At 60.5% G+C, this 26,028-nt stretch carries 21 protein-coding genes and 1 tRNA gene; 6 read left to right on the top strand and 16 right to left on the bottom strand.

Translation table 11 applies throughout. The features are described 5' to 3' along the window. From moaA to OOZ52_RS07225, 7 genes are read right to left on the bottom strand one after another with little or no spacing between them, the layout of a single operon-like run. Positions 1-1,029, bottom strand: coding sequence for a GTP 3',8-cyclase MoaA (moaA, locus tag OOZ52_RS07255; protein WP_274697846.1), 1,029 nt, complete (start codon positions 1,027-1,029; stop codon positions 1-3). Next, a complete protein-coding gene (locus OOZ52_RS07250) occupies positions 1,026-1,838 on the bottom strand; it encodes a peptidylprolyl isomerase (protein WP_274697845.1) in 813 nt (270 codons plus the stop codon). Before OOZ52_RS07250 ends, moaA begins: the two co-directional genes overlap by 4 nt. After that, entirely contained in the window at positions 1,831-2,532 is a 702-nt protein-coding gene (gene narI, locus OOZ52_RS07245; RefSeq protein WP_274697844.1) for a respiratory nitrate reductase subunit gamma, read from the bottom strand. The genes OOZ52_RS07250 and narI overlap by 8 nt, the downstream gene beginning before the upstream one ends. 3 nt (positions 2,533-2,535) lie before the next feature. Then, a complete protein-coding gene (gene narJ / locus OOZ52_RS07240; protein ID WP_274697843.1) occupies positions 2,536-3,240 on the bottom strand; it encodes a nitrate reductase molybdenum cofactor assembly chaperone in 705 nt (234 codons plus the stop codon). Next, positions 3,240-4,769, bottom strand: coding sequence for a nitrate reductase subunit beta (narH, locus tag OOZ52_RS07235; protein WP_274697842.1), 1,530 nt, complete (start codon positions 4,767-4,769; stop codon positions 3,240-3,242). The genes narJ and narH overlap by 1 nt, the downstream gene beginning before the upstream one ends. Next, positions 4,766-8,503, bottom strand: a complete 3,738-nt coding sequence (locus OOZ52_RS07230; protein WP_274697841.1) for a nitrate reductase subunit alpha — start codon at positions 8,501-8,503, stop codon at positions 4,766-4,768. Before OOZ52_RS07230 ends, narH begins: the two co-directional genes overlap by 4 nt. Next, positions 8,500-11,247, bottom strand: coding sequence for a nitrate/nitrite transporter (locus tag OOZ52_RS07225; protein ID WP_274697840.1), 2,748 nt, complete (start codon positions 11,245-11,247; stop codon positions 8,500-8,502). The genes OOZ52_RS07230 and OOZ52_RS07225 overlap by 4 nt, the downstream gene beginning before the upstream one ends. Positions 11,248-11,465: 218 nt before the next feature. On the opposite strand from OOZ52_RS07225, the gene OOZ52_RS07220 reads away from it, so the two are divergent. Continuing rightward, on the top strand, positions 11,466-12,161 hold the full coding sequence (locus tag OOZ52_RS07220; RefSeq protein ID WP_274697839.1) for a helix-turn-helix domain-containing protein: 696 nt from the start codon (positions 11,466-11,468) through the stop codon (positions 12,159-12,161). A gap of 39 nt (positions 12,162-12,200) precedes the next feature. Here OOZ52_RS07220 and OOZ52_RS07215 read toward each other — a convergent pair whose 3' ends face one another. Continuing rightward, positions 12,201-13,415: an alginate export family protein gene (locus tag OOZ52_RS07215; protein WP_274697838.1), complete on the bottom strand. Its 1,215-nt coding sequence runs from the start codon at positions 13,413-13,415 to the stop codon at positions 12,201-12,203. Between the two features lie 179 nt (positions 13,416-13,594). On the opposite strand from OOZ52_RS07215, the gene OOZ52_RS07210 reads away from it, so the two are divergent. Next, positions 13,595-14,842, top strand: coding sequence for an NnrS family protein (locus OOZ52_RS07210; RefSeq protein WP_342454945.1), 1,248 nt, complete (start codon positions 13,595-13,597; stop codon positions 14,840-14,842). A gap of 86 nt (positions 14,843-14,928) precedes the next feature. Here OOZ52_RS07210 and OOZ52_RS07205 read toward each other — a convergent pair. The 4 genes from OOZ52_RS07205 to OOZ52_RS07190 form a co-directional block, all read right to left on the bottom strand. Further along, a tRNA-Lys gene (locus OOZ52_RS07205) sits at positions 14,929-15,004 on the bottom strand. A gap of 13 nt (positions 15,005-15,017) precedes the next feature. Next, entirely contained in the window at positions 15,018-15,518 is a 501-nt protein-coding gene (gene folK / locus OOZ52_RS07200) for a 2-amino-4-hydroxy-6-hydroxymethyldihydropteridine diphosphokinase (RefSeq protein WP_274697836.1), read from the bottom strand. After that, positions 15,515-16,378: an N-carbamoylputrescine amidase gene (gene aguB, locus OOZ52_RS07195; RefSeq protein WP_274697835.1), complete on the bottom strand. Its 864-nt coding sequence runs from the start codon at positions 16,376-16,378 to the stop codon at positions 15,515-15,517. The genes folK and aguB overlap by 4 nt, the downstream gene beginning before the upstream one ends. 5 nt (positions 16,379-16,383) lie before the next feature. Further along, positions 16,384-17,187 (bottom strand): class I SAM-dependent methyltransferase, encoded by an 804-nt coding sequence (locus OOZ52_RS07190; RefSeq protein ID WP_274697834.1) that lies wholly within the window; start codon positions 17,185-17,187, stop codon positions 16,384-16,386. A 92-nt stretch (positions 17,188-17,279) separates the two neighbouring features. Here OOZ52_RS07190 and msrA point away from each other — a divergent pair, with 92 nt between their 5' ends. Continuing rightward, the gene (gene msrA, locus OOZ52_RS07185) at positions 17,280-17,813 is read left to right on the top strand and encodes a peptide-methionine (S)-S-oxide reductase MsrA (protein ID WP_274697833.1); all 534 of its coding nucleotides are present in this window, start codon (positions 17,280-17,282) and stop codon (positions 17,811-17,813) included. Positions 17,814-17,986: 173 nt separating this feature from the next. Here msrA and OOZ52_RS07180 read toward each other — a convergent pair whose 3' ends face one another. After that, complete coding sequence (locus tag OOZ52_RS07180; RefSeq protein WP_274697832.1) at positions 17,987-19,225, bottom strand: RsmB/NOP family class I SAM-dependent RNA methyltransferase; 1,239 nt, start codon at positions 19,223-19,225, stop codon at positions 17,987-17,989. Positions 19,226-19,284: 59 nt separating this feature from the next. Between OOZ52_RS07180 and OOZ52_RS07175 the strand changes: the two genes are divergently transcribed. Continuing rightward, positions 19,285-19,440 carry a DUF1674 domain-containing protein gene (locus OOZ52_RS07175; protein ID WP_274697831.1) on the top strand — a complete coding sequence of 52 codons (156 nt, stop codon included), beginning with the start codon at positions 19,285-19,287 and terminating at the stop codon, positions 19,438-19,440. Between the two features lie 3 nt (positions 19,441-19,443). On the opposite strand, the gene hemH is transcribed toward OOZ52_RS07175, so the two are convergent. Genes hemH through OOZ52_RS07160 form a run of 3 tightly spaced genes read right to left on the bottom strand, consistent with a single transcriptional unit; the run spans position 19,444 to position 23,710 of the window. After that, a complete protein-coding gene (gene hemH, locus OOZ52_RS07170; protein ID WP_274697830.1) occupies positions 19,444-20,478 on the bottom strand; it encodes a ferrochelatase in 1,035 nt (344 codons plus the stop codon). Beyond that, positions 20,475-22,745 (bottom strand): molybdopterin cofactor-binding domain-containing protein, encoded by a 2,271-nt coding sequence (locus tag OOZ52_RS07165; RefSeq protein WP_274697829.1) that lies wholly within the window; start codon positions 22,743-22,745, stop codon positions 20,475-20,477. The genes hemH and OOZ52_RS07165 overlap by 4 nt, the downstream gene beginning before the upstream one ends. After that, entirely contained in the window at positions 22,742-23,710 is a 969-nt protein-coding gene (locus OOZ52_RS07160) for an Mrp/NBP35 family ATP-binding protein (protein ID WP_274697828.1), read from the bottom strand. Before OOZ52_RS07160 ends, OOZ52_RS07165 begins: the two co-directional genes overlap by 4 nt. Positions 23,711-23,805: 95 nt before the next feature. Here OOZ52_RS07160 and hflK point away from each other — a divergent pair, with 95 nt between their 5' ends. Both hflK and hflC read left to right on the top strand, forming a co-directional pair. Next, positions 23,806-25,002, top strand: a complete 1,197-nt coding sequence (gene hflK / locus OOZ52_RS07155; protein ID WP_274697827.1) for a protease modulator HflK — start codon at positions 23,806-23,808, stop codon at positions 25,000-25,002. Position 25,003: 1 nt separating this feature from the next. After that, on the top strand, positions 25,004-25,873 hold the full coding sequence (gene hflC, locus OOZ52_RS07150) for a protease modulator HflC (protein WP_274697826.1): 870 nt from the start codon (positions 25,004-25,006) through the stop codon (positions 25,871-25,873). Positions 25,874-26,028 lie beyond the last annotated feature (155 nt).

Genomic DNA, 26,028 nt, shown 5'->3' with positions numbered 1-26,028 from the left:
TCAACCTCCAATCGATGCCAAATGAGGGGTAGCGCCGCTATTTCCCTGGTGCAGGCGATGCGCAGGCGCCTTTGTCGACGTGAGCTTGCGTACCCGTTCGACAAGCTCGGCCTGCGCATCATCGCTCTGCAGCAAGGGACGCAGATCGATCCCCGCGTCGCCGAACAGGCACAAATGCAGTTTGCCGAGCGAGGACATGCGCAAGCGGTTACAGGTCGCGCAAAAATCCTTCGAATAGGGTGCGATTATGCCGATCCGGCCCTTCGCTTGTTGGTGCCCGAACTCGACCGCAGGGCCAGCGCCCGGCTGTCGCGGCAGCCGCGACCAGCCAAGGACCTGCAAGCGATCAATCACGGACTGACCCGCAACGTGCCGCTTGGCAAAGAACTCGGCATTATCGTTGGTGCGCATAACCTCGATGAAGCGGAGCGACAGATCGCGCGACGATACGAAATCGATCATCGCCTCAAGCTCCGTGTCATTGACGCCTCGCATCAAGACTGCGTTGAGCTTGATACTGTCGAAACCCGCTCCCTGAGCCGCATCGATCCCGGAAAAAACCTGCTTCAGCCTGTCATGACCGGTGATCTCGGCAAAGCGCGCCGGATCGAGTGAATCCACGCTGATATTGATAGCGCTGATCCCTGCTGCTCGCCATTGGACAGTCCGCTCTGCAAGTCGATATCCGTTGGTTGTCATCGCCACACGACGGATGCCCGGAACTTGCGCGACTGTGCGGGCGATCTCTTCAAAGTCGCGCCGCAGCGTCGGTTCGCCTCCGGTCAGGCGCACCTTCCAAAGCCCCAGTTTGGCAAACGCCGTTACCACGCGCCGCACTTCGTCAACGCTGAGTTCTGATGGGCGATTGCAAGGCTTCTTGTAGCCATCGGGCAGACAATAGGTGCAACGAAAGTTACACACATCGGTCACCGACAGCCGCAGATATTCGAACCGCCGGCCGATCCCGTCAATCAGACCGCCAGCAGCCCCGTGCGGAGCAGCCGGAGCTTCGAATTCGCCGACCTTCACTGGACCAATGGCCCTTGAGCGGCGGCAAGATCAACGCCCTCGATCTCGGTTTCGCTGGCAAGGATTGCAAGATATTGCGCCATCGCCCGGCGGTAGCTGGCTTCCTCGAGATAGTTGCAGATAGATTGCTCGACCATTTCAAAGGGTAATTGCTTGCCTTCCGCCCGCCTCCCAGCACGGATCACGTGAACGCCAAACGGCGATTTGACCGGTTCGCCACACAACTCGCCTTCGGCGAGCGCAAACAACGCGTCCTCGAATTCCGCAACAGTCTGACCCTTGCCGATCTGTCCGAGATTTCCGCCCTGTTCCTTTGACGGACAGGCTGATCTTGTTTTGGCAAGCCGAGCGAAACAGGAGGGATCGGCCTCTATCTCGCGAATGGCCATGCGGGCATCGCCAACGGCAAGACTGTAATTGAAGCTGTCGTCAGGGCTGGCGGAGAACAGGATATGTTCAGCCTCGACCAGCACTTCGCTGCAAAAGCGCTCGGTATGATTGTCATAGAACCGTTGCGCTTCTTCGCTCGTCGCACTGGGTACGATCACGTTTTTGGCGAGCAGCGCATCAATTCTCGCATCGTCATCCAGCAGCTTTCGGCCCTCGGCATCGCTGCAATCTTCGGTAATGATTTCCTGCCGATGGGCCTCAGCCAGGAGCATCTCGCGGATAGCAAGGGCCTTTGCCGCTTCATGCCATGCTTCTTCTGCATTGGCAGCAGGGTGATTCTGCAGCTCGGCGGCGATTGCGCTGGCAGGAATTTCCTTACCGCCAACGCGGACGACTGCTCGATCGATTGCGTCAGCCATGGCTCAGGTCCTTGCGAGAGCGCACCACCTGATATCCACCACGCCACAGGTACCTCACAGGAGCCGACAGCATGTGAACGAGGCGGGTAAACGGGAACAGCACGAAGATCGTCAGGCCGAGGAACAAGTGCAGTTTGAAAATGATGTGCACGTCCGTGATGTAGCTCGCGGCATCACCCTGGAAAGTGAAGATGCCCTGTGCCCAATTCATAAACTTGACCATTTCCTCGCCATCGAGGTGGCCTGCCGAGAGCGGGATTGTCGCAAGCCCCAGCGCCAGCTGCACCCACAGGATCAGGATGATCATATTGTCGCTGAATTTTGATGCGGCGCGCACACGCGCATCGAAGAAGCGGCGATGGATCAGCAGCGTTGCGCCGATGATTGCGGCAACACCAGCCACACCGCCGGCTATGATCGCCAACAGCTGCTTTGCTCCATGACTGATCCCCATGGCATCGAAAATGGCAATCGGAGTCAGCAAGCCAACAAGGTGGCCGAATAAGATGAACAGTACGCCGACATGGAACAGGACCGATCCCCAGATCAGCTGCTTGCGGCGCAGCAACTGGCTCGACCCGGCGCGCCAGCTGTAGGGCTCCCTGTCAAAGCGAATGATCGACCCAACCGCGAGTGTTGCAAGCGCGATGTAGGGATAGATACCGTATAGCAAGTAGTGGATGAAGTCTTGCATGGCTCAGCTCCTTGCCGTTGCTTGGGATGCAGGCGGATCACGCATCTGATCGAGCATTTCACCAACCTTGGGGCAGGCTGCGTTGGGATCGGGAGCGGCTTCCGCACCGAAGCGGATTTCCTCTTCCTCCCATTGTGCATCGAGCGCTTCGAGGTCTTCGGGATCATCCGCTGGCGGAAGCGCGTTCTTGGCTTCCTCGTCCATTTCGACCCCGGCGATATCGCACAGCAGCACAAACAGCGGAGCATAATCGGACTGCTTCTCCGCCAAACGCGCAGCGAGCGCGACCAGCACCACGCCCGGCTCGGCCAGCATTTCCCGCGCAGCATCATCAGGCAGCGTCGAACAGTAGTCGAGAAACAGCGGGAGATAATCGGGCAACTCGTTGCCGGTTGGCTCCAGCCCTGCGGCAAGATAGCGTTCGCGCAAATCGACCATGGCCTGCCCGCGATCACGGCTTTCGCCATGGACATGTTCGAACAAATGCAGGCTATGCGCCCGCCCGCGATCGAACAGTTCGACATAGGTTTCCTGCGCATCATAAATATCGCTGGTGGCAAGCCGCGTCAGGAGCGGATCGAGTGCGGCAACTGCGGCCTCCGAAAGCGCGGTGTCCGATGCCAGGCGCCGGCCTATTTCGACGGCGACTGTCTGCAATTCCAGCGAGGGATATTGCAACAGGAGCGAAAGAAGATGGAGCGATTTCATCAGAATACCTCCGTGGGTGTCTGGAGTTTCTTGCGCTTGGCAGGCGCGCCAAAGAGATTGGGTTCCCCGCTGCCGCCCGAGCAGCCATTGCCGAAGGAGAAGCCGCAGGAGCCGCGCTCGTCGAACATGTCCTCGGCATCTTCGCGATGGCCGGTGGGGATGACGAAGCGATCCTCGTAATCGGCAAGCGCCATAACCTTGTACATTTCCTCGATCTGCGCGCCGGTCAGCCCGACATCGCTGGCGATGGTCTCGTTGTGGACGCCCTCCACTGTCTTGGCGCGCATATAGCCGCGCATGGCGAGCATCCGCTCAAGGCAAACCGCAATCGGCTCCTCATCACCTGCAGTCAGCAAATTGGCGAGATATTTGAGCGGAATGCGCAAGCTACGCACATCGGGCATGCCGTTGTTCACGGCCATGTCGCCGGCATTGGCAGCCGCACTGATCGGCGAGAGTGGTGGCACATACCAGACCATTGGCAGCGTGCGATATTCCGGGTGGAGCGGGAAGGCGACCTTCCATTCCATCGCCATCTTGTAGACCGGTGAGTGGCGCGCCGCTTCGAGCCATGCTTCGGGCACGCCATCCTTGCGCGCCTGTTCGATTACTCGGGGATCATTGGGGTTGAGGAATATATCGAGCTGCGCCTGATACAGGTCCTCGACACTCTCCGCCGAAGCAGCTTCCTCGATGCGATCCGCATCGTACAGCATCACGCCAAGATAGCGGATACGCCCGACGCAGGTTTCCGAGCAGACCGTCGGCTCCCCCGCCTCGATGCGCGGATAGCAGAAGATGCACTTCTCGCTCTTGCCGGTTTTCCAGTTGTAATAGATCTTTTTGTACGGACAGCCCGAGACGCACATGCGCCAGCCGCGGCAGGATTCCTGATCGATCAATACGATGCCGTCTTCCTCGCGCTTGTAGATCGCGCCCGAAGGGCAGGCGGCAACGCAAGTGGGATTAAGGCAATGCTCACACAGCCTTGGCAGATACATCATGAAGGTGTTTTCGAACTGGCCGTAGATGTCCTTCTGGACACCTTCGAAGTTGTAATCCTCCGAACGTTTGGAAAATTCACCGCCCAGGATTTCTTCCCAGTTCGGGCCCCATTCGATCTTTTCCATCCTCTTGCCCGACACCAGGGAGCGCGGGCGCGCGGTGGGGAAGGCCTTGCTTTCACCAGCCTTTTGCAGATGCTCGTAATCGAAAGTGAAGGGTTCGTAATAATCGTCGATTTCGGGCAGGTCGGGATTGGCGAAAATCTTCGCCAGCACACGCCATTTGCCACCCATCTTGGGACGGATCGAACCACTGGGCGTGCGCACCCAGCCGCCGTTCCAACGTTGCTGGTTTTCCCAATCCTTGGGATAACCGATGCCGGGCTTGGTCTCGACATTGTTGAACCAGGCGTATTCCATGCCATCGCGGCTGGTCCACACGTTCTTGCACGTTACCGAACAGGTGTGGCAGCCGATGCATTTGTCGAGGTTGAGCACTTTGCCGATCTGAGCGCGGATCTTCATGCTGCATTCTCCCCTTCGGAAAGCGCTTCTTCGAGCCAGTCGACCTTCTGAAGCTTGCGGACGATGACATATTCATCACGGTTCGAACCGACGGTCCCGTAATAGTTGAAGCCATAACTTTGCTGGACGTAGCCGCCGATCATATGCGTCGGCTTGAGCACGGCACGAGTGACGGAATTGTGGATGCCGCCGCGCTGGCCGGTGAGCGGAGAGCCGGGGACATTCACTATCTTTTCCTGCGCGTGATACATGAACAGCGTACCTTCTTTCATCCGCTGCGAAACGACCACGCGGGCGACCAGCGCGCCATTGGCGTTGAAGGTTTCGACCCAGTCGTTATCGACCAGCCCGACTTTGGCGGCGTCCACCTCGCTCATCCACACGATCGGTCCGCCGCGCGACAGCGTCAGCATCAGCAGATTATCGGTATAGGTCGAGTGGATGCCCCATTTCTGGTGCGGAGTGATGAAGTTCAGCACCACATGCGGCGCGTCTTTCGCTTCATCCAGCATCGGCTTGACCGCCTTGGTGTCGATCGGCGGACGGTAGAGGCAGAAGCCTTCACCAAAGGCGCGCATCCACTTGTGATCCTGATAGAGCTGCTGCCTCCCGGTCAGCGTGCGCCACGGGATCAGCTCGTGCACGTTGGTGTAGCCGGCATTGTAGCACACATGCTCGCTCTCCAGGCCCGACCAGGTCGGCGAGGAGATGATCTTTCTCGGCTGCGCCTGGATGTCACGGAAGCGGATTTTCTCCTCTTCCTTGGGCAATGCGAGATGCTTGTGATCGCGACCGGTGTTCTGCGATAACGCATCCCACGCCTTGACCGCGACTTCGCCATTGGTTTCCGGCGCGAGCATCAGGATGACTTCGGCGGCATCGATGGCGCTTTCGATCTGCGCCATGCCCTTGGTCGGCCCTTCTTCCCGCACTTCACCGTTGAGATGGCGCAGGTTCTCCACTTCATGCTCGGTGTTCCAGGCGATACCTTTGCCGCCATTGCCGAGCTTGTCCATCAAAGGGCCAAGCGCGGTGAAACGCTTGTACAGGTTGGGATAGTCGCGTTCGACAAGTGCAACATTGGCCATGGTTTTGCCGGGGACAGGTTCGGCTTGCCCCCGGCCCCAGTCTTCGACCTCGAAGGGCTGGGCAATCTCGTTTGCGGTGTCATGCTGGATCGGCACCATTACGACATCTTGCTCGACACCAAGGACTTCCGGCGCCACTTCAGAGAATGTCTTCGCAATGCCCTTGTAGATGTCCCAGTCGCTGCGTGATTCCCACACCGGATCGACCGCTGCCGAGAGCGGGTGGATGAAGGGGTGCATATCGGAGGTGTTGAGATCGTCTTTCTCGTACCAACTCGCAGTCGGCAGGACGATGTCCGAATAGACACATGTGGTCGACATGCGGAAGTCCAGCGTGACCAGCAGGTCAAGCTTTCCTTGCGGCGCATCGTCGTGCCACTTCACTTCCTTGGGCTTCTGCCCACCCATTTCGCCCAGGTCCTTGCCCTGCACGCCATGTGCGGTGCCAAGCAGATGTTTGAGGAAGTACTCATGGCCCTTGCCTGACGAACCGAGCAGGTTCGATCGCCACACAAACATGTTGCGCGGCCAGTTGGCTGGATCGTCCGGATCGAAACAGGACATTTCCAGCTCGCCCGATTTGAGCGCATCGGCAACATAGTCCTTGGCTTCCTTCCCCGAAGCCTTGGCCGCCTTGCCTACTTCCAGTGGATTGGTTTTGAGTTGTGGTGCGCTCGGCAGCCAGCCCATGCGTTCGGCACGCGCGTTGTAGTCGATAAGGCTCGCGTCCCAATCATCCTCGGGCGCGGTTGGCGAGAGGATTTCGCCGATGTCGAGCGTCTCGTAACGCCACTGATTGGTATGCGCATAAAAGAAGCTGGTCGAATTCATCTGGCGGGGAGGACGCCCCCAATCCAACCCGAAGGCCAGTGGTAACCAGCCGGTTTGCGGCCGCAGTTTCTCCTGGCCAACATAGTGTGACCAACCGCCACCGGACTGACCAACACAACCACACATCACCAATAGATTGATGATGCCCCGGTAATTCATATCCATGTGGTACCAGTGGTTGAGACCCGCCCCCAGGATTACCATCGACTTGCCGTTGGTCGCCTCGGCATTGCTGGCGAATTCGCGCGCAACCGTAACGATCTTTTCGGCCGGGACACCGGTGATTTTTTCCGCCCACGCCGGAGTGTAAGGCACCATCTCGGCGTATTCGCGCGCAACGTGTTCGCCACCGAGACCGCGATCCAGGCCATAGTTGGCACAGAAGAGATCGAAAACGGTGGCGACGAAGGTCTTGCCTTCCTTCAGCTGTAGCTGGCGGACAGGGACCCGCCGATTGAGCACGTCGGGATGATCGGTGCCTTCGAAATGGTCATGTTCCCGATTGCCAAAATAGGGAAAGGATACATCGACGACATCATCGTGGTGCTCCGAGAGAATGGAGGTCAACCGCAGGGTAGTATCTTTGCCGCGCCCGTCCTTTTCCTCCAGATTCCATTTGCCCTTTTCGCCCCACCGGAACCCGGCCGAGCCATTGGGTACCACAACCTCTTCGGTCGCATCGTCGATGGCGACGGTTTTCCATTCGGGATTGTTTGCCTCTTCGAGATCCTCGAGGAAATCCGAAGCCCGGAGCAAGCGCTCCGGAACAAATGCGCCGTCCTTCTCGACCAACCGGACGAGCATCGGCATATCCGAATACTTGCGGCAATAGTCTTCGAAATACTCGGCCTGCCGATCAAGGTGGTATTCGCGCAGGATGACATGACCCATTGCCATCGCAAGCGCCGCGTCGGTGCCCTGCTTGGGATTGAGCCATAGATCGGCGAACTTGGTGGCCTCGGCATAGTCGGGCGAAACCACCGCTGTCTTCGTACCGCGATACCGCGCCTCGGTCATGAAATGAGCGTCCGGCGTGCGCGTTTGCGGAACGTTGGAGCCCCACATCATAAGGAAACCGGCATTGTACCAGTCGGCGCTTTCGGGGACGTCTGTCTGCTCACCCCAGGTCATCGGGCTGGCAGGCGGCAAGTCGCAATACCAGTCATAGAAACTCATGCACGTACCGCCGAGCAATGACAGGTAACGCGAGCCTGCTGCGTAGCTGACCATCGACATGGCCGGGATCGGGCTGAATCCGATCACCCGATCAGGGCCGTAAGTTTTCGCGGTGTAGGCATTGGCCGAGGCGATGATCTCATTGACCTCATCCCAGGTCGAACGGACGAAGCCACCATGGCCGCGGATAGCAGTATAGCTTTTGCGTTTATCCTGATCCTCGACGATTGAGGCCCATGCCGCAACAGGCGTGCGCACCGCCCGCGCTTCGCGCCAGAGCTTGAGCAGTCGCGAGCGCACCATCGGATACTTCAGCCGTTGCGCCGAATAGATATACCAGCTGTAACTCGCTCCGCGCGGACAGCCGCGCGGCTCGTGATTGGGCAGGTCGGGCCGTGTGCGCGGATAGTCGGTCTGCTGCGTTTCCCACGTGATGATCCCGCCCTTCACGTAGATCTTCCACGAGCAAGAGCCGGTGCAGTTCACCCCGTGGGTGGAGCGCACAATCTTGTCGTGCTGCCAGCGCTTGCGATAGCTGTCTTCCCAGTCACGGTTCTGGTTGGTTGTGACCCCGTGGCCGTTTGAAAAAGACTGCTTGGCCTGCTTGAAGAAAGTGAGGCGGTCGAGAAGGTGGCTCATGCGTTAGCTCCTTTGAGCTGAGCTGGTGTTTCTACCGGGCTCGGTGCCCGGCCGCGTTCGATATCGTGCAGCAAGCCGCCACGGCGGGTGTAGGCCCACCATGTCAGCGCAGCGCAGCTTCCGTAGAAGATGAAGAAGCCCCACAGCGCCCACAGCGGCGACCCGGTAGCCTCGATCGAGGTGCCGAAGCTCTTCGGAATGAAGAAGGCCCCGTAAGCGGCAATCGCCGAGGTGAAACCAACGATGGCCGCCGATTCCTTTTCGGCCTGGCGTGTGCGCTGGGCAGCATCGAGGTGCGGCATCAGTCGGGGTACTTCCTGCCGCATGATGATCGGGATCATCTGGAACGTGGAGGCATTGCCCACACCGGTCAGGAAGAACATGGCGATGAACATCCCGAGGAAGCCCCACCAGCTGCCCGCCTCAAGGAAGTAGACGATGCCCACAACGGCCAGCATCATGCCAATGAACACCCAGAAGGTGACACGTCCACCGCCCCAGCGATCAGACAGCCAGCCGGTCGCGGCGCGGCTGAGCGCACCAACCAGTGGGCCGAGGAAGACGTACTTCAGAACTTCGATATCGGGGAACTGGAACTTGGCGAGCAGCGGAAGGCCGGCCGAGAAACCGATGAACGAACCGAAGGTGCCGGTGTAGAGCCAGCACATCAGCCAGTTGTGCTTGCGCTGGAAGATGACCGACTGTTCACGGAAGCTGGCCTTGGCATCCGCAATGTCGTTCATGCCGAGCCACGCCAGCAGCGCCGAGACCATGATGAATGGCACCCAGATGAAGCCGGCATTCTGCAACCAGAGTTGTTCGCCATCAGCAGTCAGTTGGGCTTCGCCGCCCAGTGCGCCAAACACACCGGCTACGATCACCAGCGGGACAACAAACTGCATCACGGAAACGCCCAGGTTGCCCAAGCCGGCATTCAGCGCCAGCGCGTTGCCCTTCTGCGCCTTAGGGAAGAAGAAGCTGATGTTGGACATCGAGGAAGCAAAGTTGCCTCCGCCAAAACCGCACAGAAGCGCCAGAACCAGGAAGATCAGGTAAGGCGTATCCGGGTTCTGGACCGCGTAGCCGATGCCGAAGGCCGGGATCAGTAGCGATGCGGTGGTCAATGTCGTCCAGAGCCGGCCGCCGAAGATCGGCACCATGAAGCTATAGAAAATGCGCAGCGTAGCGCCCGACAGGCCCGGTAGCGCCGCCAGCCAGAAGAGCTGGTTGGTGCTGTAGTCGAAGCCGATGGATGGCAGCTTGGCGACGACCACTGACCACACCATCCACACGCAGAACGCGAGCAGCAGCGCCGGGATCGATATATAGAGATTGCGCCGGGCAATTTTTTCGCCCGTGCTTTCCCAGAAGTCCGGGTCCTCAGGCGCCCATTCGGTCAGCACCTTTGATGGCGTTGCAGCAAGGTTCCTGGTCTCGTCGTGCAAATCAGCCATTTCGGGGAATTCGGGAAGCGAGCGGGTGTCAATACCCGCAGCCTTCTGTTCCATTTGGCGGATTGCGAGGTGCATCCAGCCTAGCGCAATGGCGACAAGCGCGAACAGGACCATAAAGCAGCTGGTCCAGATGCCGGTCAGATCGCTGACAGCACCGAACACAATCGGCAGGATAAAGCCGCCGAGGCCGCCAACCAAGCCAACCAGACCGCCAACCGAACCAACATGGCCAGGGTAATAGACCGGAATGTGCTTGTAGACCGCAGCCTTGCCCAGAGACATAAAGAAGCCGAGCGCGAATATTGTGATCACGAACGGTATGAGGCTCATCGAGGTCGAGAAGACGATATCGCCGTCGATTCCGTGAATGACATAGTCGGTTGCCGGATAGGACAGCATGAACAGCAGGACGAGTGACATGCCGAATGTGGCATACATAACCTTGCGCGCGCCGTAGCGATCCGACAGCACGCCGCCATAGGCACGAAACACGCTGGCGGCGAGCGAGAAGGCAGCCGCGAGCATGCCTGCAATTTTTACATCAAGCCCATAGAGCCCAACCATATATTGCGGCAGCCACAGCGCGAGCGCGACAAAGGCGCCAAACACGAAGAAGTAGTAGAGCGAGAAGCGCCAGACCTGCTCGTTCTTGAGAGGCTCGAGCTGCTGCTTGAGCGTCGCCGGTTTCTCTCCACTGATCTTGCGCGCGGCAAGCTGGGGATCATCCTTGGCAAACAGGTAGAACAGCACCGCGACCACTGCGGCCACGCCGGCCCAGATCTGTGCAACCGCCTGCCATCCAAGCGCGACCATGACCCAGGGGGCCACAAATTTGGTAAGGGCCGCGCCAACGTTACCCATGCCGAAAAAGCCGAGCGCCGAGCCTTGCTTCTCCTGCGGATACCATTTGGACACATAGGCGACGCCAACTGCAAAGGTGCCGCCGGCAACACCCAAGCCAAGCGCAACAAGCAGTAGCATGTAATAGCTGTCGACATACGACAGCAGGAACGTCGACACCGCCGAGGCCAGCATAGTCAGGGGAAAGACGATCCGACCACCGTACTGGTCGGTCCACACACCAAGGAACAGGCGTGTCAGCGAACCAGTCAATATCGGCGTGCCAACCAACAGGCCGAATTGCGTATCACTCAGGCCGAGCTCTGCCTTGATCTCGATCCCGATGATCGCAAAAATCGTCCACACTGCGAAGCAGATTGTGAATGCGAAAGTGCTAAGCCCAAGTGCCCGGTTTTGCTCGGCTGAGCTGGCGATTTCCCCTGTCGGCATGACGTTTTCCTTACGCTAAATGGATTGGCGTATCGGCGGGGTGTCTCATGCTGTGAGATGGCACTTTGATCTCAGTCAAATCGACGCCTTCGCCAGAAGGAAACGCGCGTTCGCCTGACTTTGTCGGTTTGAGCACCCGAGAAAGATCAACTGGGTATTTGATAATTATCAACCGGCGATCTAAACGCTCGGAGTCCTTTCTGTAGGGGAGCTCTCGGATGCGAGCAGGCGAGAAGCCGGAAATTGCCCGGTTACCTTTGTTCAAGGAGATGGCTGAGGAGCAGCGCGAAGAAGTATTCTCTAAATCGTACCTGCAGGTCTTCCCTCCGCAACTCACCTTGTTCGAGGCGGGTCAGGATGCTGATTTCCTTCACGTTCTGGTCGACGGTTTGGTGGAACTTTACGTGAGCGAGCCTGGTCGAGATATCACGATGCGAATCGTGGAACCTGTCTCCAGTTTCATACTTGCCGCTGTCGTCACCGACAGGCCGTTCCTCATGTCGGCCCGAACCATTGCACCTTCGAGAATACTGCTGGTTCCGGCAGGGCTGCTGCGCCAGCAGATCAAGCGCGATGAGGGCTTGATGGACTCGACCATGCACGAGCTCGCGCTTGGTTTTCGCGATCTCGTCCGTGCTCTCACAGACCTGAAGGCTCGCCAATCTACCGAGCGGCTCGGGAACTATATTCTTAATTACAGCGCACGCATGGGAGGTGAGCGGGAATTCGAGCTGAAGGGAGAAAAGCGGGTCCTTGCGTCTCTCCTGGGTATGACGCCGGAAAACCTTTCGCGCGCCTTCGGCAGCCTCAAGCAGCACGGGGTGAGCATCAAAGGGCCAGTGGTCAAAATAGAAGATGTCGACGCTTTGCGCGCTTTTGCCCGCCCTGATCCACCGTCTCTCGGACAGTTCTAGGTGCGCAACAAGCAGGGCACGCCCGCTCGCTCTAATGTCCTAGAATCTGGCTTGTACGGATAGCCAGCCTTTTGTCGTATCGGTTGCGAAACCGTCGGCATCATAGTGGGCAAATTTGACCAGGACTGTGATATTCGATCGGATCGGATAGGATGCCAACAGGTCATACTCGCGGCCATAGGAACCGTCGTTTGCGGTTGCACCGAAATCGTGGAACACGCCCCGCAGGCGCAAGCCATCAAGCGGCGAGTCATCAGCAAAATTGTAGCCCACATCGAGATACAGGTCGCGCAGACCGTCCGCCGGCGTGACCAGAAACTTGTCAGCCCAGCCGTTAAAGGCGTGCAATGTCGCAAGCGGTGTCTGCAGCGCAACTGCTCCGTTGCCTTCCAAGCGATCAATGCCTGCCCGTGCGGTAAAGCCGCTGACCGAAACACCGGATTCCAGGTGCAGGTAATCGAGATCGAAATCGGCTAAATTGGAGCCATAGTCACTCTGCCGAGCGTATTCCGCGTTGTAGAGCAGGTCGACACCGGAAGTTATCTGGGTGCGTCCGGAAAAGCGCAAGCCGAATGTCTGCGAACTTGCGGCAGGCGCATCCGGTATGTCGAGAAGATAGCCGTATGCCGCAACCGTACCGACAGAGGAAATGTCGTAGGCACCTCTGACAGCATGAATATCATTGTCACGCCAAACGCCCTGCGGCGAATCCGAGCCGAATATCCGGTTCACGCGCCAAGCGTGGAGATAGTCGATAGATGCACCATCTACCGGGGTTGCTGTGGCGCGCACCGCGTCCAGAGTCTGGTCGTTCTGGCGCCAGCCTACCGACCCGATCCAGCGTTGATTATCGAAGTTGACCACTTGCCGGCCAGCCGTGACGGAGAACTCATCGACGGGACGCCACCTTACGTAGGCTTGATTGAGCAGAACGTCTGAGGGATCGGCAACGACCGGAAAGTTTGTCCGACCATTGGTCGTGTCATTAAAGTCTTCCGGTCCCACCCGAATGATCGCTTCGCCTTCAACCACTGCGCTGAAGCCATTCCATTCATCGGTTTCCAGCCCCGCCTTAATGCGGACGGTGGAGGCTGTCGCATCTTCAGGGAGGCCATCCTGATCTACAACCTCCAGCCTGTAGCGAATGTCCAGGTAGGGATCGACTGGAAGTGAATCACTAGTCTGCGCCTGCGCAATGGCAGGGATAGTCAGGGCAAGCGCGGACGCGGCGAGCGATAGAGCTGATTTGGTCATAATCATCCCCGATAACGCTCTTCCGAATAGTGTATTTGATTTCGGTCAAAGTAGCCTTGCAAATGTTTGTGCAAATCAGCCCGCATGCCGGAAGATGATTGCAGCCTTGCAAGAATGGTGCACTTCAAAGCCTTCACGGACAGCGCCACGCCTCACCGATCTCGACGTTCTTCGTCTCAATGCGCGCGATGCTTCGCGCTCCAGGCCTAAGGCAGGAAACCGCAGCCATGCAGATAATACGCCTATTTCTTGCAGCTCCACATCGACTGCCATTTCTAACCGGAACGACAGGAATCGCCGGGCTGGCACTATGGTGGACGGCGTATTTGTCGGCTCTATTCTTCGATTCTCCCTTGCCGGCGCAAACCGAATTGCCGGGCACGCTACTTCATGGCCCTGTGATGATCTATGCAGCATTCGCGCCCTTCATCTTTGGCTTCCTGCTAACTGTCTTTCCGCGCTGGATGAGTCAGGCGGATTTGACCGCAATGCAGTTCGGCCCGGTTGCGGGGCCGCTCTTCTTCGGGGTCCTCCTCATCATCGCCGGAATCTGGTCAGGGACCGACAGCGCTATCCTGATGGGCTTTGTCCTGCTTGCGGGAAGCTGGGCGCTGGCGATTGTCGTCCTCGTCGCTGTCTTGCGGCGCCATGGGCGTAGTGAAGCTCCGCCATGCTGGCACGCCTGGTCAGCGTTGCTCGGGGTTGTTGCCGGACTGGTAGGTGCAATTCTGGCTGCCGGTTTCGTTGCCAGCGGAGACGCGCTGCTGATGGTCTACGCCAACCGGCTGGGCATTTCCGGATTTCTCCTGCCCGTGTTCCTTACAGTGGCGCACCGGATGATCCCGTTTTTTGCAGGCAATGTTGTCGAACACTATGTCCGTTGGCGTCCTGACGGGCTGCTGGCGATAATCTGGGTGCTTTTTGTAATACGCATTGCAAGCGAGCTGCTCGGCAACTCTACGGGCACATTCCTCGCCAATGGTGGTTTAGCCTGCGTGACGGCCTTCATGTGCTGGAAGTGGAGGCCGCGTTCACCAGCCCCCGGTTTACTCAAGGTTCTCATCTGGGGCTTTGCCTGGGCTCCGATTGGGTTCACGCTTGCCGCCTTTGACAATGCAACCGGTGTCCTTGGGCGGGGGCCAGACCATGCTTTGCTGGTCGGATTCGCAGGCAGTCTGCTGGTAGCGATGGTAACACGGGTCACACAGGGCCATTCCGGTCGGCAGCTAACTATGCCGTTCGCGGCTTGGCTTGCATTCTGGGCGATACAACTCGCAGCGATCTGCCGAATACTCGCTGCGATCAGATTCGAAGAAGGCACTGCTCTTCTCATCGCAGCTGCGGTCTTCGCGTTCGGATTGCTGCCCTGGTTGCTGCGCAATTTCGCCATCTACCTGCTACCCCGTCGAGACGGAAAACCAGGCTAGCGGACGTGCAAGACAGTCTGCCGCCAAGTCCGGAAGACGCGCTCGAACTCTTGTTCGAGGGGAACCGCTTGTTTGTTTGGAAAAGGTGGTGAGCCGTGCTGGGTTCGAACCAGCGACCTACTGATTAAAAGTCAGTTGCTCTACCGACTGAGCTAACGGCCCGACCACGGAGGCGTCACCTAGGGGCAGGGCGATGTCGGGTCAAGCGTGCATATAGATGCTTGAGCTTCAGACCGCTGACCGGGTCCCTCCATTCGGGTGCAATTGCTGCTGCAGGGCCCAGAACGAAGTCGCGTTCGCGAAAGCGCGGGTGCGGGATAAGGAGTTCGGGTGAGGCAAAAATTCCTCCGCTCCACAGTACGATGTCAAGATCGAGCGCACGTGACCGCCATCTCTGCCCACGGCGGACGCGGCCGAAAGCAGCCTCCGTTTCGTGCAGAACGGTTAGCAGGCTTGGCGGCAGCAACCGTGTCTCGAGCAGCAATGCTGCATTCGCGTAGCGACGCTGCGACGGGCCAACCGGCGCGCTGTCGATAATGCGGGAGTGCGCGGTGACCGCTCCCGCGGTGCCATCGAGCAGTTCCATCGCACTCGCTACAACCTGACGCGGGTTGCCGAATGCCGGGTGGCGCTGGTTACTGCCCAGCGCGATCAGGTAGGTGTGCGCGCCGCTCAAATGTCCTCGGCAATCCGGCCATAAAGCTGCGGGCGCCGATCGCGGAAGAAGCCCCAGCTGGCGCGGTGTTCGCGCGCCGCATCAAGATCGAGCGTTGCGGTGAGTACGCCCGTTTCCTCGCGGCCGTATTCGGCGATCATGTCGCCCCATTCGTCGCAGATGAAGGAGTGGCCGTAGAAGGTCGTGCCGTCTGCTTCACCGCCTTCATGCCCGATGCGGTTGGCGGCGACCACGGGCATGCAATTGCTCACCGCATGGCCAATCATCGCGCGACGCCACATGCGGCTGGTGTCCATATCGGCATCCTTGGGTTCGGACCCGATGGCAGTGGGGTAGAACAACACCTGAGCGCCTTTCAGTGCCAGCACACGCGCACATTCGGGATACCACTGATCCCAGCAGATGCCGATGCCGATGCGCGCGCCAAACACGTCCCAGACCTTGAACCCGTCATTGCCGGGGCGGAAGTAGAACTTCTCTTCATAGCCCGGGCCATCGGGAATGTGGCTCTTGCGATAGGTGCCCATGATCTCGCCATCGGCACCGATCATGGCGAGTGTGTTGTAGTAGTGATGCCCATCCCGCTCGAAGAAGCTTGTCGGGATCGCCACGCCCAGCCCTTTCGCAAGCGCCTGCATGGCCACGACCGAGGGGTGCTCCGCTGTCGGCCGTGCGAGGGCGAAAAAGGCATCCTTCTCCTCGCGGCAGAAGTACGGGCCGGAGAACAACTCTGGCGGGAGCACAACTTGCGCACCTGCATTTGCCGCCGCTTCCACCTGCGCGGAAACGGCGGCGATGTTGTCGGCCTCGTCCTCGCTACCGAGAGCGAGTTGCAGGGCAGAGACGGTAAGCGTGCTCAAGCGCGTCAGTCCCGCTTGCGGAACAGCAGCGTCATGCGGTCGCTTTCGCCGATGGCAGCATAGGTGTCGCGGTTCTCGTCACCCAGAGCGAAGGTCGGCGGGAGCGTCCACACGCCGCGTTCCCAGTTCGAGGGATCGTTCGGGTTGGCGTTGATTTCGGAGGAATCGACCAGCTCGAAGCCGTTGAGTTCGAAGAGGCGCACAACATCAGACTGGCGCAGATAGCCGCGCGAGCCGTTGACGTACTCGAACGGAGCGCCTTCCGAAGCGCGGTGCTGTACAACGCCCACCATGCCATCATCGGCGAGCAGCGTGCGGATGGCGCGCAGCTCTGCATCGGCGCGGTTGCCGCCGATCATGCCGTGCAGCGAGCGGAAGATCAGCACGCGGTCTGCGGTGCCGACGGCGCTTTCGGGGATCTCGTCCAGCTCGAAGGCCGCCACGTTGCCATTGGGAGCAAGGCCGCTGGCAGTGACCGCAGCCGAGAACTGCTCGCCCCAACCCTGCGTGCCTTCTTCAACCGGCCCGCGATCACGGTCGACCGCGATGTAAGAGCCATGCGGCGCGATGTAAGGCACCAGCACACGCGTATACCAACCGCCGCCGGGACCATATTCGACCACGGTCATGCCCGATTCCACGCCGAAGAATGCGAGCGTTTCGGCCGGGTGGCGATACTGGTCTCGCGCCCGGTCATCATCACGGTGCGGCTGCGCCAGCACAGTTTCTACCGAGTGATCCTGTGCAGCGGAGGGGGCAGCAATCGTAATCGCGGCTGCGGCGGCAAACAGAGGGGTGTAACGCATCATATTCTCCCAACGAATGTGTGGGTGCGAGATGGCAGTGCAATGCACGGATGACAAGCACGCCTTTCATCCCCATCTTCCCAGCAAAGGAGTTCATGATGAGTGAGACTGTGATTGTTGCCGGTGGCTGCTTCTGGTGCACCGAAGCAGTGTTCAAGGATGTGATTGGCGTGGAAGCGGTTGAAAGCGGCTATATCGGCGGCGACGTGCCCAACCCCACATACAAGGCGGTCTGTACCGGTACGACTGGCCACGCAGAGGGCGTGAAGGTCACTTTTGATCCCGATCAGGTAACCCTGCCCGAAGTGTACGACATGTTCATGGGCACGCACGATCCCAGCCAATTGAACCGGCAGGGCAACGATGTTGGCACGCAATACCGCTCTGCGATCTTCCCGCTGTCCGACGAGCAGCGCGCAGAGGCAGAAGCGGCGATTGCGCGCTGGAACGATAGCCATGAAGGCCAAAAGGCGGTGACCACGATCGAAACCGGCGAATGGTATCCGGCAGAGGGCTACCACCAGGAATACTGGGAAGGTGAAGGCCAGCGGAACCCCTATTGCATGGCCGTGATCCCGCCCAAACTGATGAAACTGCGCAAGAGCTTTGCCGACAAGGTAAAGGGCTAACGCCGCAGCCGCTCAAGGTGCCGCGAACCGCGAAAGGTTAATTTGCTCAAGCGAGCTTTAGCTTTTTGCGGTTTTCGCGCGGGAATTTCCCTTGAGGCAGCCCGTCAAAGGCGCGGCGGGCGCGCAGGCCGTTAACCATAAGGGCAGCACCGGCGTTAACCTCTGCCGCGGCTTTATTTGGTCCAGCGCGCGATGAAGAAACCATCAAGGCCACCGTTTTCAGGTAGCATGCCCGGATGGGTACGGACCCAGCCTTCTGACGTCGGTTCGAGAGCTTCGGGAAGCTCTGTATTGCCGACAGGCAGTGGGGTCAGGCCGAATTCGCCGTCAATCCAGCGCGCCTGATCTTCACCTTCCCCGGTTTCGAGCGAGCACACCGCGTAGACAAGCGTTCCACCAGGCGCGAGCCACTTCACCGCGCGAGTGATGATGGTTCGCTGAATATCTGCCATCTCGGCAATCTGGCGCGGGCCGATGCGATGGACGACTTCAGGGTGGCGGCGTGCCGTACCCGTAGCGGTGCAGGGTGCGTCAAGCAGGATGACGTCGAACTTTTCATCCGGCTCCCACTCGAGCGCATCGGCGATGACAGTCTTCGCCTCCAGCCGCGTGCGGGCGAGGTTTTCGCGCAGCCGCAACATCCGGCGGGCATTGTTGTCGAGCGCGGTGACCTGCCAACCGGCAGACGCCAGCGCCATGGTCTTGCCACCGGGCGCGGCGCACAGGTCAAGCGCTTGACCCTTCCCCTCGCCGCACAGCCTTGGCGCGATCATCGCCGCGAGATCCTGCACCCACCACGCGCCTTGCTCGTAACCGGGGAGTTTTTCGACAGCCGTGCCTCGCTGCAGGCGCAGATGGCCGGGATAGAGACTCTCGCCTCCCAACTTCTCCGCCCACTCGTCAGTCTTCTCGTGGTCCTTCACCGTCAGGTCGAGCGGCGGCGGGACCGCGAGGCCAGAAGCGATCGCCTCGGCCCACTCGCCCCAGCGCATCATCACGGCATCGGGTAGCGCGGGATTGTCCGGCAGTTTCGCATCCTGCCGCGTCAGCGTCGCGAAGACGCCATGCGCCAGCCGTTTGGGTCCGCCATCGAGCAGCGGCAGCGCGGTCGCCACCACCGCGTGAGGCGGGGTTTCGAGGCGCAGCCATTGTGCCAGCATCATGCGCAGCACCATGCGCGCCTTAGCATCGTCGGGCAGAGTCTTGCTCGTCGCACTATCGATCAGCGCATCGAAATCGACCAGCCAGCGCAGCACTTCCCCTGCAATCGCTCGGGCCAGCGCGCGGTCGCTCGGGTTGCCCAGCCCATTCGCAGCGCCGCCCGCCTGTTCCAGCGTTTCGCCACGCCGCAGTACGGCATCGAGCATCTTCAGGGCCGCACGGCGCGGCTGCAATCCGGGTGTTTTCGCCATTGCCACCGCCCCTAGGCCCCATTGCGAAAAAGCGCCAGAGCGCCCATGTTGTGGAGGTTATGAAACGCGCAACCAAACGGCCTCAAGACTTCAAAAAACCCGCCCACTGGTCGAGCGAACCGCCGCCCAAGCCCGAAAAAGGTGAAGTGGACGAAGAACTCAGCCCCACCCGCTACGGCGACTGGGTAAGCAAGGGCATCGCGATCGATTTTTAGGGCTTAGGCCCACCCCGCCAATTCACGCCGAACGATCACTTCGATCATATCCATGCCCGTAGCGCGCGCGTTGAGGCATTCGATACGGGCAAACTCCTCGCCGCCCGCTTCGAGGAAGGTATCGCGGCCTTCCATGCCCAGTTCTTCGAGCGTTTCGAGGCAGTCTACCGAGAAACCCGGTGCTGCGATGGCCAGGCGCTTGGTGCCCTTGGCCGCTTCCGCCATAATCGTGTCATCAGTCGCGGGTTCGAGCCACTTGGCAGGGCCGAAGCGACTCTGGAAGGTTGTAACCACGCGAATGTCGGGGCGGTTCAGTTCGGCCTGCAACAGGCGCGAGGTCTTCTGGCAGTGGCAGTGGTAGGGATCGCCCAGTTCCAGCGTGCGGAGCGGCATGCCGTGGAAGCTTAGCAGCAGGACTTCGGGGGTGAAGCTGAGCGCGTCCAGCTGCTCGCCAATGTCCTTTGCCAGCGCAGCGATATAGACCGGATCGTCGTGATAGGGGGGCAGCGTGCGCATGGCGGGTTGCCAGCGTTGTTCGCGCAGCCAGTCGCTGACCTTGTCGACCACGGTGGCCGAAGTCGCACCCGAATACTGCGGATACATCGGCGCGAGCAGAATGCGCTCGCAGCCCATCGCTTGCAGCTTGTCGAGTTGGTCGGGAATAGACGGCTTACCGTAACGCATGGCCCAGTCGACCATCACCGCATCGCCCAGCCGCGCCTGCAAGGCTTGGGCCTGATCCTGCGTGATGACCGCGAGCGGTGATCCGCGATCCGACCACACCTTCTTGTATGCCGCCGCACTCTTCTTGGGCCGCGTGTTGAGGATCACGCCGCGCAGGATCGGCTGCCACGCAATCGCAGGGATTTCGATAACCCGCTTGTCGGACAGGAATTCAGCCAGATAGCGCCGCACAGGCCCCGTTTCAGGCGCATCGGGCGTGCCGAGATTGACGAGCAGCACGCCCACTTTGCCGCCTTTTACAGGGGGATGATCGGCAGGTAGATGCTGCGGCGTTCCGGCAAACGATTCGCTCATGCAAGCGCCGATAGCAGCGGCAAGCGGCGAAGGCGAAGGCCTGTTGCGCTGAAGAATGCGTTCGCCACTGCAGGGGCGACCGGCGGGACTCCGATTTCACCCGGATCGAAGGACGGCGCCTCGCTATCGACCAGCTCGACCACGATCTCCGGACAATCGGCAAGTGTAGGCAGACCAAGTGCCGCCAGCCGCTGATGCGTGGGCAGGCCTTCTTCATACTCGGTTGCTCCGCCTAGCGCCTGCGCGAGGCCGAAGACCAGCCCGCCCTCTATCTGCTGAAGCGCGATGTCGCGATTGACCACGCGACCGATGTTCACTGCCGCATAGAGGCTGCGGACGCGCATGCCGCCTTCGCCCGCGCTGGCCTGCGCAACAAGAGCAATCCGCCCCGTCGCCTCACCCAGATCCATGCGATGGCAGGCAAGCCCCTGCCCGCTGCCCTGCGTACCGCCATCCCATTCGGCAAGCCGTCCGGCGCGCTGGAGGAGATCCACCATCGGCGCATCCTGCCCCAGCATCGCCACGCGGTAGGACAGCGGCTCACGCTCGTTGCGCTGCGCCACTTCGTCGATAAAGCTCTCGCGGAAAAAGCAGGTGTAACCGTGCGCACCGCCACGCATCCGCGCAGTCGGCAGCCGCAGCGAGACAGGAACATGCCGGACCGCGACATCGGGAATGGCATAGCTCTGCATCATCCCCTCGACCGCGAAGGGATCGGGCTCATCCGCCGCCTCCTCGATGGCCGCCCAGCTGGTCTTGTTGTCGAACAACCGCTGGCCGAATTCGTGCATGGTCGGCGGCGAAGCAATGCGTGCGCGGAATTGGGCGATAGAGCCTTCCTCGCGCAGCTCCGCGCCCAGCAGCGCCGCCACCGGTGCCCGCGGATAGGAAGCCGCATGTTCCTGCCAGCGGGACCAGGTGAGCTGAACGGGGCGACCCGTCTCGCGCGCAATCAGGGCCACCTCGATTGCCGCCTGGTTGTCCAGCCGCCGATCAAAGCTGCCGCCCGCCGCCACCGGATAGAGCACGACATTGGCTGCCGAAATACCGATTGCTTTTGCCGCCGCTTCGCGCGCCGCCTCGGGCGTTTGGGTCGCCATCCATAGCTCGAGCGTGCCGTCCCTCAGGCGTGCGGTGGCGCTGGTTGTTTCGATTGTCGCGTGGACGCCTGGCGCGACATCATAGCGGAGCGCGAAATCGGGTTCGTAGCCCTCGTCCGCAACGCCGCGGCTCTCGATCAAATAGGACTCGCCACTGCGCACCGCCCTGTCGAGCTCATCCACTATCACCGCGCTTTCCACCGGACGTTCTATCACGAAACGCGGAGCAATGCGGCGCAGGGCTTCTTCTGCTGCCCACCAGTTCTCGGCCACCGCCGCGAGCCAGCGCTTGCCCTGCACCAGCTGGATCAGGCCCTGCTGGCCGGATGCCAACTCCGCTTCGAAAGCGCCCAACTCCGACTGGTCGAGCGGGCCATGTCGGATCGCAGCGTAAACCATGTCGGGTAGACGCACATCACCGGCGAACACGTGGCTGCCGTCGACTTTGCTTGGCAAGTCGAGCCGTGGCCAATTGAGAACGCGATCGCCTTCGCCTTCACCCGGCGGCGCGCGTTCGGCGGGGGCTGCGGATCGCAGCGGTGGCGGATCGGGGGCCGAGAAACGCGCAGCTTCGAGCGCCAGTTCGGCAAAGCTGGCGCGGTTTTCCTCGTGATAGACAAAACCGCCTTCTGCCGCGCATTGCTCCCATTCAACATCCCAGCGCTCGGCCGCAGCCTTGGCCAACATCGCCCGCGCTGAAGCTCCGGCGTGGCGGCAAGCGTCTTCGAATGCGGCTTGCGAAGTCCCCTCTGCGGTAACGGTGAAGCGGTTGTCCTGTGCCCAGCGGCGCAACAGCGCGTCTTCGGGATCGTCCGACCAGCTGCCGAGGAAGGGCTTCCAGATCGGGGACCAGCGTGCGGCGAGCGGAATGTTGGCATAGGCACCGCTGACAGGTGCAGGCTCTACCGCGACCTGACGCCAGTCCGCACCCAGCTCCATCGCCACAATCTGCGGCAACAGCGTCGTCACGCCCTGCCCCATTTCCAGCTGCGGCACCGCGACCGTTACCACGCCATCGTCGGCAACCTTGAGCCAGGCATCGAACGCAATCTCGCCCGGCGAAGGCGACAGCGGATTGTCGAAGTCTCGCGGCACAAAATTCCACGCGACCAGCAAGCCACCGCCCACGGCGGCCCCTGCCAGAACGCCGCGCCGGGTCAGCTTCATTTGGCGGCCTCCAGCCACTGGTGCAGCTGCGCGGCGATGCCGATGAAGGGTTTGCCCAGATCGCTTTCGCCTGATGACGCTGGCGGCTTGCCGGCATCACTTGCCTTGCGGATTTCCATTGCGAGCGGCACGCGACCAAGGAAGGGCAGGCCCAGATCCTTCGCGGCCTGTTCCGCACCGCCCTGCCCGAACGGATGGCTCACATCGCCGCAGCTGGGGCACAGGTATCCAGCCATGTTCTCGACAAGGCCCGCCACCGGAACTTTCGCCTGATGAAACAGGTCAATCGCGCGCGTCGCATCGATCAGTGCCAGATCTTGCGGCGTGGAAACGACTACCGCACCAATCGGCTTAAACTTCTGTAGCATCGTGAGTTGCACGTCGCCCGTGCCCGGCGGAAGATCAACGAGCAACAGGTCAGCCTCGCCCCAGTCGGCTTCCATTAGTTGGCCAAGCGCCTGCCCAACCATCGGCCCGCGCCACGCAATCGCCTTTCCAGCCTCCACCAGTTGCCCCATTGAAACGAATTTGACGCCATGGTCACTCTCGTGCGGGATCAGCACCTTGCCCTCGGCGCGCAATTTGCTCGGCGCATCGGCGAGCAGGGTTGCCTGCGACGGGCCGTAGATATCGGCGTCAACCACGCCGACCTTGTGCCCCATCCCGGCGAGCGCGACCGCGAGATTGGCGGTAAGCGTGCTCTTGCCGACGCCACCTTTGCCCGATCCAACCGCGATAATCCGGCGCTCCACCTTGTCCGCCATCAGCGCGACGCGAACTTCAGACACGCCCTCTACCGCGCCCACCGCCTCTTCCAGCTCGCGTTGCAATTGCGCGGACGCAGAGCGACCAAGGCCGCTCGCTTCGACCACCATCGTCGCCACACCATCGCGCAGTGATACGGAGCGGACCATGCCCGAAAGTTCGGCCGGAATGGCTTGTCGGATAATCGTTTCTGAACTCATCGGCAGCCTTGCTAGCGTGTCAAAACCATGCGGTCAGCAATTTTGCTGCGCGAAACCCCCTGTTTTTTGCCGAACGGCTTCCTATAGAGGGAGGTATGGAACGATTGGGCGGATTACTCGAACGCATCGGCCTCGCAATGGCCGGCAAACGCAACCCCTGGGGCAAGCCCCCCGGCGGAGGTGGAAACGGATCTGACGGAGGCGACGGGTCTGACCTTGGCGATGCGCCGTCGGCAGGCGATGACTCTGCAGGCGGCGGATCTGACGGACCGCGCAACCCGTGGCTGCCCGGCGCAGGCGGTGGAGACAGTGAAGGCCGTCGTTCCGCCAATATCGAAGACATTTTCAAGAACCGCAAAGGCGGCGGCGGCCGCAAGGGCGGTGGCGGCGGCGGGAACGGCTTCCGCCTGCCCGAGCGCCCCGGCGGCAAAAGCTGGTTCCCGGTGGCAATGGTTGCCATCGTCGGCGTCTGGTTCCTGGCGACGGCGGTGCACCAGGTGCAGCCTTCGGAAAAAGGCATCAAGACCTGGTTCGGCGGCCAATATGCGGGTGATCTGGTTGATGGCCTGAACTTCACTGCCCCCTACCCGATCCAGACTGTCGATATCGAAAACACCGACGAAATTCGTCGACTGACCATCGGTGACGGCGGTGGCGAAAACCTGATCCTGACAGGCGACCAGAACCTGGTCGATCTGTCCTATCTCGTCCGCTGGCGCGTGCGCGATCTTGTGCAATACCGTTTCGAACTCGAAGACCCGGAAGACACGCTGCGCGAGGCTGCCGAATCGGCCATGCGCGCGGCCGTGGCGGAAACCACGCTCGACAACATCCTTTCGGGTGAAGGCCGCGCACAGACCCAGCTTCGCGTGCGCCAGCGCATGCAGCAACTGCTCGATTCCTACGGAGCGGGCATCGAGGTCGATGGCGTCGATATCAACCGGACAGAAGCACCCGAGCAGGTGATTGAAGCCTTTAACGACGTGCTTGCTGCACGCCAGAACCGCGAACAGCTGCTCAACCAGGCTCGCCGGTACGAGCAACAATTGCTCGCCCAGGCGCAGGGTGATGCGGCGCAGTTCAACGAGATCTACGAGCAGTATCGCCTCGCTCCCGAGGTTACGCGTCGCCGCCTCTATTACGAAACAATGGAAACCGTGCTGCGCGGCACCGACAAGACGATTGTCGAAGCCGATGGCGTAACGCCGTATCTGCCGCTGCCCGAAATCAACAACCGCCGTCAGGGGGGCACCCCCCCTACGCTGACAGTCACACCGCAGGGAGGCCAGTAAGATGGAAAACATCTGGCAGAACCATAAGTCGTCGGTGATCGCGGTCGGCGTTCTTGTTGCAGCGATTCTCAGCTCGCTGGTCATCGTGCCCGAAACGCAGCAGGGCGTTGTGATCCGCGCCGGTGAACCCGTGCGCGTGATCAACCGTTTCGATCCGCGTCAGGAATTCGGTGAAACCGGCGCAGGCGTGTCGTGGCGCATCCCGCTCTACGAGCGTGTGCAGATGGTCGACCGCCGCATCCTGGACCTCGACATGGAAGGCGAAACCGTCCTGTCGAACGATCAGCAGCGTCTCGAAGTGAACGCCTACGCGCGGTACCGTATTTTCGATCCGGTGCTGTTCGTCGAGCGTGCGCGTTCGGAAGGCAACCTGACCGATCAGCTCGAACCGATCCTCAGCTCCGCATTGCGTCAGGAACTCGGTCGCCGCACCTTTGCCAGCCTGCTGACCGCAGAGCGCGGCAATGCGATGACCAATATCCGCGACACGCTGGATGCCGAGGCACGCGGTTATGGCGCGCAGATCATCGACGTGCGGATCAAACGAGCCGACCTGCCCGAAGGCCGTCCTTTGACTGCCGCGTTCGAGCGTATGCGTTCAGAGCGCGAAGAAGAGGCCGCAACGATCCGTGCCGGCGGTTCCCGCGACGCACAGATCATTCGCGCTGAAGCGGAAGCCAATGCGGCGGAAATCTACGCCAACGCCTATAACCAGGACCCGGGCTTCTACGATTTCTATCGCGCGATGGAGAGCTACCGCAGGACGTTCGGCCCCGCCCGTCAGGGAGAGGATCCGGAGAATGTCGGCGAGAGCTCTGTCATCCTGAGCCCGGACAACGAATACCTGCGCCAGTTCCGCGGCGGCAGGTAATCGTCGCAGCTCATCGGCTGGTAACGCCTCTTTGTCGACTACACTTGTCGTTAAAGGGGCATTCAGCCGTAGTCGGCTGGAAACCGGATACGGGACTCACGCGTTTGATGGCACACACGCCACAAACGGTTTGAACAAAGAGGAACAAAGGACGT

It is taken from the genome of Aurantiacibacter sp. D1-12 (genome assembly GCF_028858515.1).
In the GTDB taxonomy this organism is placed as follows: Bacteria; Pseudomonadota; Alphaproteobacteria; order Sphingomonadales; family Sphingomonadaceae; genus Alteraurantiacibacter.
Note: the sequence above shows the minus strand (reverse complement) of the source record. Positions and strands in the feature narration are given on the sequence as shown.

Excerpts from the sequence above, each read along its gene's own strand:
- OOZ52_RS07250 (WP_274697845.1), bottom strand. The coding sequence starts at position 1,838 with ATGGCTGACGCAATCGATCGAGCAGTCGTCCGCGTTGGCGGTAAGGAA.
- narI (WP_274697844.1), bottom strand. The coding sequence starts at position 2,532 with ATGCAAGACTTCATCCACTACTTGCTATACGGTATCTATCCCTACATC.
- narJ (WP_274697843.1), bottom strand. The coding sequence starts at position 3,240 with ATGAAATCGCTCCATCTTCTTTCGCTCCTGTTGCAATATCCCTCGCTG.
- narH (WP_274697842.1), bottom strand. The coding sequence starts at position 4,769 with ATGAAGATCCGCGCTCAGATCGGCAAAGTGCTCAACCTCGACAAATGC.
- OOZ52_RS07230 (WP_274697841.1), bottom strand. The coding sequence starts at position 8,503 with ATGAGCCACCTTCTCGACCGCCTCACTTTCTTCAAGCAGGCCAAGCAG.
- OOZ52_RS07225 (WP_274697840.1), bottom strand. The coding sequence starts at position 11,247 with ATGCCGACAGGGGAAATCGCCAGCTCAGCCGAGCAAAACCGGGCACTT.
- OOZ52_RS07220 (WP_274697839.1), top strand. The coding sequence starts at position 11,466 with ATGCGAGCAGGCGAGAAGCCGGAAATTGCCCGGTTACCTTTGTTCAAG.
- OOZ52_RS07215 (WP_274697838.1), bottom strand. The coding sequence starts at position 13,415 with ATGACCAAATCAGCTCTATCGCTCGCCGCGTCCGCGCTTGCCCTGACT.
- OOZ52_RS07210 (WP_342454945.1), top strand. The coding sequence starts at position 13,595 with ATGCGCGCGATGCTTCGCGCTCCAGGCCTAAGGCAGGAAACCGCAGCC.
- OOZ52_RS07190 (WP_274697834.1), bottom strand. The coding sequence starts at position 17,187 with ATGATGCGTTACACCCCTCTGTTTGCCGCCGCAGCCGCGATTACGATT.
- msrA (WP_274697833.1), top strand. The coding sequence starts at position 17,280 with ATGATGAGTGAGACTGTGATTGTTGCCGGTGGCTGCTTCTGGTGCACC.
- OOZ52_RS07180 (WP_274697832.1), bottom strand. The coding sequence starts at position 19,225 with ATGGCGAAAACACCCGGATTGCAGCCGCGCCGTGCGGCCCTGAAGATG.
- OOZ52_RS07175 (WP_274697831.1), top strand. The coding sequence starts at position 19,285 with ATGAAACGCGCAACCAAACGGCCTCAAGACTTCAAAAAACCCGCCCAC.
- hemH (WP_274697830.1), bottom strand. The coding sequence starts at position 20,478 with ATGAGCGAATCGTTTGCCGGAACGCCGCAGCATCTACCTGCCGATCAT.
- OOZ52_RS07165 (WP_274697829.1), bottom strand. The coding sequence starts at position 22,745 with ATGAAGCTGACCCGGCGCGGCGTTCTGGCAGGGGCCGCCGTGGGCGGT.
- OOZ52_RS07160 (WP_274697828.1), bottom strand. The coding sequence starts at position 23,710 with ATGAGTTCAGAAACGATTATCCGACAAGCCATTCCGGCCGAACTTTCG.
- hflK (WP_274697827.1), top strand. The coding sequence starts at position 23,806 with ATGGAACGATTGGGCGGATTACTCGAACGCATCGGCCTCGCAATGGCC.
- hflC (WP_274697826.1), top strand. The coding sequence starts at position 25,004 with ATGGAAAACATCTGGCAGAACCATAAGTCGTCGGTGATCGCGGTCGGC.